We start from the raw sequence: 5,517 nt of genomic DNA, 5'->3' as shown, positions 1-5,517 counted from the left end.
TATCTTTCGGCACCATCTAGTTCTGTAGGACTTGGCACCATACTATTTCGTAATAGCGGTTGCCGGGCGTCATCGGGCCAGTCCCTCTGCCTCTCTTGATAATGAAATCTATATATCATTTTTTTTGATTTTGCGTTAATAACATAAACATCATGCAAACAATTAAATATTAAATAGTATTATATTTTAATATTCTTAAAATTGCAATACTATCCTAAGGACCATGCTAATAATTAATATATTAGCAAAGCATTTGTTTCATTTTCACTGTGATGAGTATCTGCTCTGGTTTTCCAATATCGCTAAACGAATAAGTTTCACTTTTATTTCTTTACTTAATGACAGCCATTCAGGTTTATGGATTTTCATTTTTCATTCCCCCATTAGAGTATTGTTCGAATTCAAGAAGTTTTTAAACAACTTTTTTGTAACAATATTCATCTGAGATGCATTTGACTTTTCTACTACTTTTATCATTCCCGTTCACTCGAGCTTTTTAACATTTTTCGTTTTCCATTTTATTTGAATTTTCTACATTATTTTCATATACAACATGGTTTGTAGATTTATAGTTTATTCTCTTTGTTGAACGGGTACTGCATTAATATCCCACATTTATTGGAGGTAATATCAAATGAACAATGAACAGTACCCAAGCAAATTACCCGCACAGGAACAAAACAAGCAACCAGGAATTGAAAAGGATATGAAACCACGTCCAGATACGGAAAATCCGCAATACAAAGGAAGTAACAAACTACAAGGAAAGAATGCGATTATCACCGGTGGTGACAGTGGAATTGGGCGTTCTGTATCTATAGCTTTCGCGAAAGAAGGTGCAAATGTTGCGATTATTTATTTAAACGAAAGTAATGATGCCGAAGAAACCAAACAGCTGGTTGAGGAGGAAGGTGGAAGATGCCTTTTAATTGCTGGAGACATCGGTGATGAATCATTCTGTAAAAAAGCCGTACAGCAAACAGTTGATGAGCTAGGAGGAATTGATATCCTTGTGAATAATGCGGCTGAACAGCATCCTCAAGAAAGCATTTTGGACATAGGATCAGAACAGTTGGAAAAGACATTCCGGACGAATATTTTTTCTATGTTTCATTTAACACGAGCCGCTTTGCCTCACCTTAAGGAAGGAAGTGCAATTATTAATTCGACGTCTATTACTGCCTATCAAGGACATCCAAAGCTGCTTGACTATTCTTCTACAAAAGGGGCGATTACAACCTTTACACGGTCTCTTGCCTCTCAACTGGCCGAAAAAGGAATCAGAGTAAATGGAGTCGCACCTGGACCAATTTGGACTCCACTTATCCCTTCTACTTTTACCGCAGAAGAAGTTAGTAAATTTGGACAGGACACACCGATGAAGCGCCCAGGACAGCCGGAAGAAGTTGCTCCTGCATATGTATACCTTGCATCAAATGCAGATTCATCCTATGTTTCTGGTCAAATTCTGCATGTAAATGGTGGAAAAGTCGTTAATGGGTAGGCAGATTTCTAATAGAGTTTTGGATTAGGTATACAGCCCAAGTGCCTAGCCATATATTTGTGCCTGTCCCCCAGCACACTAAAGTTAAGCACGGGGGACAGGCTCTAAATGAAAGGTTCTAAAAAATATGCCAGCATCAAATACTAAAAAAGTATCATTCAAATCTAAATTAGTTAACATAATAATATTATGTTAACTTATACAGTCAGATAATTTATTTTTGTGATAAAACTTTAGCTTCACGAAGAAGCAAAACTCTTTCCGTTTAGATAATAAGCTGACTCCAGGAATGTACTGAAAGCGACTTCTACCTCTGGGATTCCGAGTGCTTGAATATGGTTTGTTACAATGTTGGCAAATTGGTCTTGAATTTCCTGACCGCGTTCGAACCATTTTACTTCAATTAATGGGTAACCAGGCACTTCATTTCCATCAAATACATAAGTTGATTGGACGATTTCTAAGGTAAAATTGTCCGTTCCACATGCACATAAATCCGCCAATTCTTGTACTAATGAAGGACTAATCGTTTTTACCTGATCAACTGAAACTCCTCTAATAATTAAATGTGGCATACAAATCGCTCCCGTACCGTGTGATAAATTTTTAGAACATATAACAAAATCCATAATGACACTAATTTATCTAAATAGCCAATTCAAACCCGCTAATGGAATAATCAATTAGGGCTTTGTTAAAAAAACTACAATATAAAAAAGTGTCAGGCACCATCTGGATGTGATGATCCTGACACTTTTTATGTTCAAGTAACATTTACTTCATTTCAAAGATTTCCAGACAAAGAAATTAATAGATTCGCCTTTTCTTTTGTAAGTGACTTATCACTTTGAGCAGATAACTCATTTACATAAGCTTGAAGTTTACCTTCTGCGGCATTCTGATTACCTTTCGCAGCTGCTTCTTTTGCTCCATTAAGTTTGGTAGTCAGCGAATGAGCAACCCCCATATCCGTTACAAAAGAATCGGTTAATCGGCTTAAACTATCAAAGTCCACAGTTACCGTAAATTGAAAATCTATTTCTGTTGCATTACCTGCATGATCAATAGCTTGGGCTGTAAATTTATTTACTCCTAAACCATATTCATATGCCGGCCTTTCTATGGACGGGCATTCGACAGCAGCAATTCCAGACAAATCATCAGTTGCACTGCAAGTGATAGATATGTTTGAATCAACAGAATAACTTTCCTTATTCCCAGTTACTGTAATGACTGGAGATGTTGTATCTTCTTCCACAATCATAATCCAGCTGATTTGAGGATCAGGTGAACCAGCTACCCTGCGAACAGTAAGGTCAAGTTTCCCATCGGTTACGTTCACATTTTCATAGCCTTTGACATCGTAAGAACTCGTAAACACATAGCCCCTCGTTTTCGTTTCGCCGTTAATTAATATATCTGCTTTTCTGCTTCCCTTTGTTGAACTGTACCACGGATCGTAGAGTCCAGTATATACAGTGTATTTACCATTTTTTAAGTCAAACTTATAAGAGAGATCATCACCGGAATTACTTAAAAGGTATCGTAACGAAGAAAATAAATCTCCACTGTTACTGCCTGACGGTTTTGTCCGATCCCCGATATATCCCCATGTTTGTCCATTTGCCGGGTCATACTTTTGATCGATGACATCCTTATTAAGGAGTGTACCTTGCATATAAGACGACCATGTTTCATAATCATTTGTTTTCGCCCCGCCGCCATGAACAAAGTATCTTACATGGTCCGGCAAAACTAATATCTTTGTTCTAACCACTTTATCAGCTAACTCAGAAAGTGTCCCTTCAACCACTACAGTTCCAGGCTTTGAGAATGCTTCAACATTAATGTCCCATGTTACTGGCGTGTCCATTTTGATCCCTTCGGAGTTGGTCACATTAATCTTATTCGGTAAATTAGGTACTTGATCAACAGATACTTTGGCTGGCAGCTCCGTGTTAACGGTGACTTTCCCCATTCTGTTTAAAGTATCCAGATTCCATTTGTCATACCACTGCAGACTAATTTCATCACCTTGACCAAATTCGATTGGCAGCCAAATATATCGAGAATCCTTTAAATCACTTTCCTTCCATCTGTCACCCATAAATATAAATTTTCCTTTTTTAGCATCAATGGTAATGACATTGGTGCTTTGTGAATCAAATGTTGTGGAAGCTTTCTCACCGATTGCAGGATCGCGCATAGGCTTCCATTCTCCGAATATATCATCAGCAACCGTATATCTTGCTGAATTCGGCGCCCATCCTGTCGCACCAGAAGTTATTAAATAGTACTTTCCATTATATTTGAACATCGCAGGAGCCTCACGTTGTGCACCCGGAAATACTCTTATATAATCCTCACCATAGACAGATTTGTATGTGGTATCGCGTTCTACTTTGCCGTCCTTATGCCAGCCTACGATATCCGTATATGAGTCATTCAATTTCGAAATATAAATCGTCATGTTTTCTTCACTTGAATAGATTAAGTAGGCTGTCCCGTCGTCATCCTTGAACAAGTTCATATCACGTGCCATACCAGGCTGGTTTGGCTGCCCATTATATTCCGCACCTTCAGGAACTCGGTCCATACGGTTACTTTCTTGATAGACGAAAGGTCCGGTAGGAGAATCACTTAATGCATAGCCTGCTTCCGCCTTTGCATAGTTTGCACTTGACGTAGCAGAAGGACCATCGGTATGCATCCACATCACATATTTTTTTGTTTTATCATTATAGATTACTTTTGGTCTTTCAATAATCCGGTCAGTACCGATATCATTTTTTATATCGGCTTTATCTTCTCTGCCTTCATACAGTTTCGAGATAAGTGGATCTGTTTCAAATTGGTCCATCGATTCTATTGCTGTTAGAGCAAGACCTTCATCTTTCCAGTTATAAAGATCTGTTGATGAATAAACCCTAACACCTCTAGCTGGAAGGTATCCGTTGGTTTTATCTTCACCGTACCAATAATATTTCTTTGTTTCCTCGTCATACATAATACCGCCGCCATGTGCTTGGATTGGAGCACCATATGTATCTGTCCAAACCTGTCCAGGTCTAAAAGATTCGTTTGGAGTGAATACGATTAGTCCTGCTAAAGCCGTACCTAAGTTCTTCAAACTTGCACGAATTTGTACCTGAACAGTTTTCGAGTTAGAATCTAACCCATTTTCATTGATATTTTCCACCAAATGATCAGCCTGTTCAATAGCTTTATTTAGTTCCGCTAAACTGTATTTAGTGTAGGTTTCAGTTTTTTGCGCTTCTTCTTTTGCTGATGCTAATTTTGCTTCCAAATCAAAAAGAGGAACCGCCTTGTACTTCTTGACGATAATGTAATTTACGAGTGGATCATTATAGTTTGATAAGCTTCCTGTTGAAGGTCCCTGGATCTTAACTTCTAATTCCCCATCGTTAACTGTTATTTGTTGATATTCAACTTCTTTTACCGTGGAATAACTTCCAATATCATAATCTCCATTGGATAGATTTTGACCCTCACTGATAATATTGACACTTCGTCCACTCCAAGGATTTTTGAATCCTAGATTAAGGTCATAGTCACCATTCGGCAATTCGAATTTATATACTAATGCCTTATCACGGACTTGAGGACCATTATAATATCGAAGAGATCCTAATTTATCATTGCTATTTGAACCACTAGTTCCACTTGTAGTGGTTACCAAACCCCACTTTTTCCCTGTAACTTCATCTTCACCATAGTTTTGCTCCGTTTTACTTGAGTAAAGACCCATTTTGTCAGTTCCTTCAACTGTGTTAGGTGTACCATCACCAGCATTTACAAAATACAGAATGTCTGAATCCATATTCGCTGTCTCCGCAGAAACAGGTTTACTAGTTGACAACACGGGTAAAACAATGAGGATTAAAGCCATAAGCGCAGAAATTATTTTGTTTATCTTTAACAACAGTACCCCTCCTTACAAATCTCAATAAACCTTGATAGACCGATTGTTTCATAGATGTTTATTCTAAGAG

At 38.0% G+C, this 5,517-nt stretch carries 3 protein-coding genes and 1 riboswitch; of the genes, 1 reads left to right on the top strand and 2 read right to left on the bottom strand.

What is annotated here, in order from left to right; genetic code table 11:
- Positions 1-105: riboswitch (SAM riboswitch) on the bottom strand. This riboswitch is flagged as partial in the annotation.
- 529 nt (positions 106-634) lie between these two features.
- Positions 635-1,504 carry an SDR family oxidoreductase gene (locus V7659_RS26260; RefSeq protein ID WP_335543041.1) on the top strand — a complete coding sequence of 290 codons (870 nt, stop codon included), beginning with the start codon at positions 635-637 and terminating at the stop codon, positions 1,502-1,504.
- 239 nt (positions 1,505-1,743) lie between these two features.
- Here V7659_RS26260 and V7659_RS26255 read toward each other — a convergent pair whose 3' ends face one another.
- Complete coding sequence (locus tag V7659_RS26255; RefSeq protein ID WP_335543040.1) at positions 1,744-2,079, bottom strand: DUF1904 family protein; 336 nt, start codon at positions 2,077-2,079, stop codon at positions 1,744-1,746.
- 209 nt (positions 2,080-2,288) lie between these two features.
- Positions 2,289-5,447: a family 43 glycosylhydrolase gene (locus V7659_RS26250; RefSeq protein WP_335543039.1), complete on the bottom strand. Its 3,159-nt coding sequence runs from the start codon at positions 5,445-5,447 to the stop codon at positions 2,289-2,291.
- Positions 5,448-5,517 lie beyond the last annotated feature (70 nt).

It is taken from the genome of Neobacillus drentensis, assembly GCF_036966985.1.
GTDB lineage: Bacteria > Bacillota > Bacilli > Bacillales > Cytobacillaceae > Neobacillus > Neobacillus drentensis_E.
Note: the sequence above shows the minus strand (reverse complement) of the source record. Positions and strands in the feature narration are given on the sequence as shown.

What these genes read in the sequence shown, in the direction of transcription:
- V7659_RS26255 (WP_335543040.1), bottom strand. Translation starts at nt 2,079, where the DNA reads ATGCCACATTTAATTATTAGAGGAGTTTCAGTTGATCAGGTAAAAACG.
- V7659_RS26260 (WP_335543041.1), top strand. Translation starts at nt 635, where the DNA reads ATGAACAATGAACAGTACCCAAGCAAATTACCCGCACAGGAACAAAAC.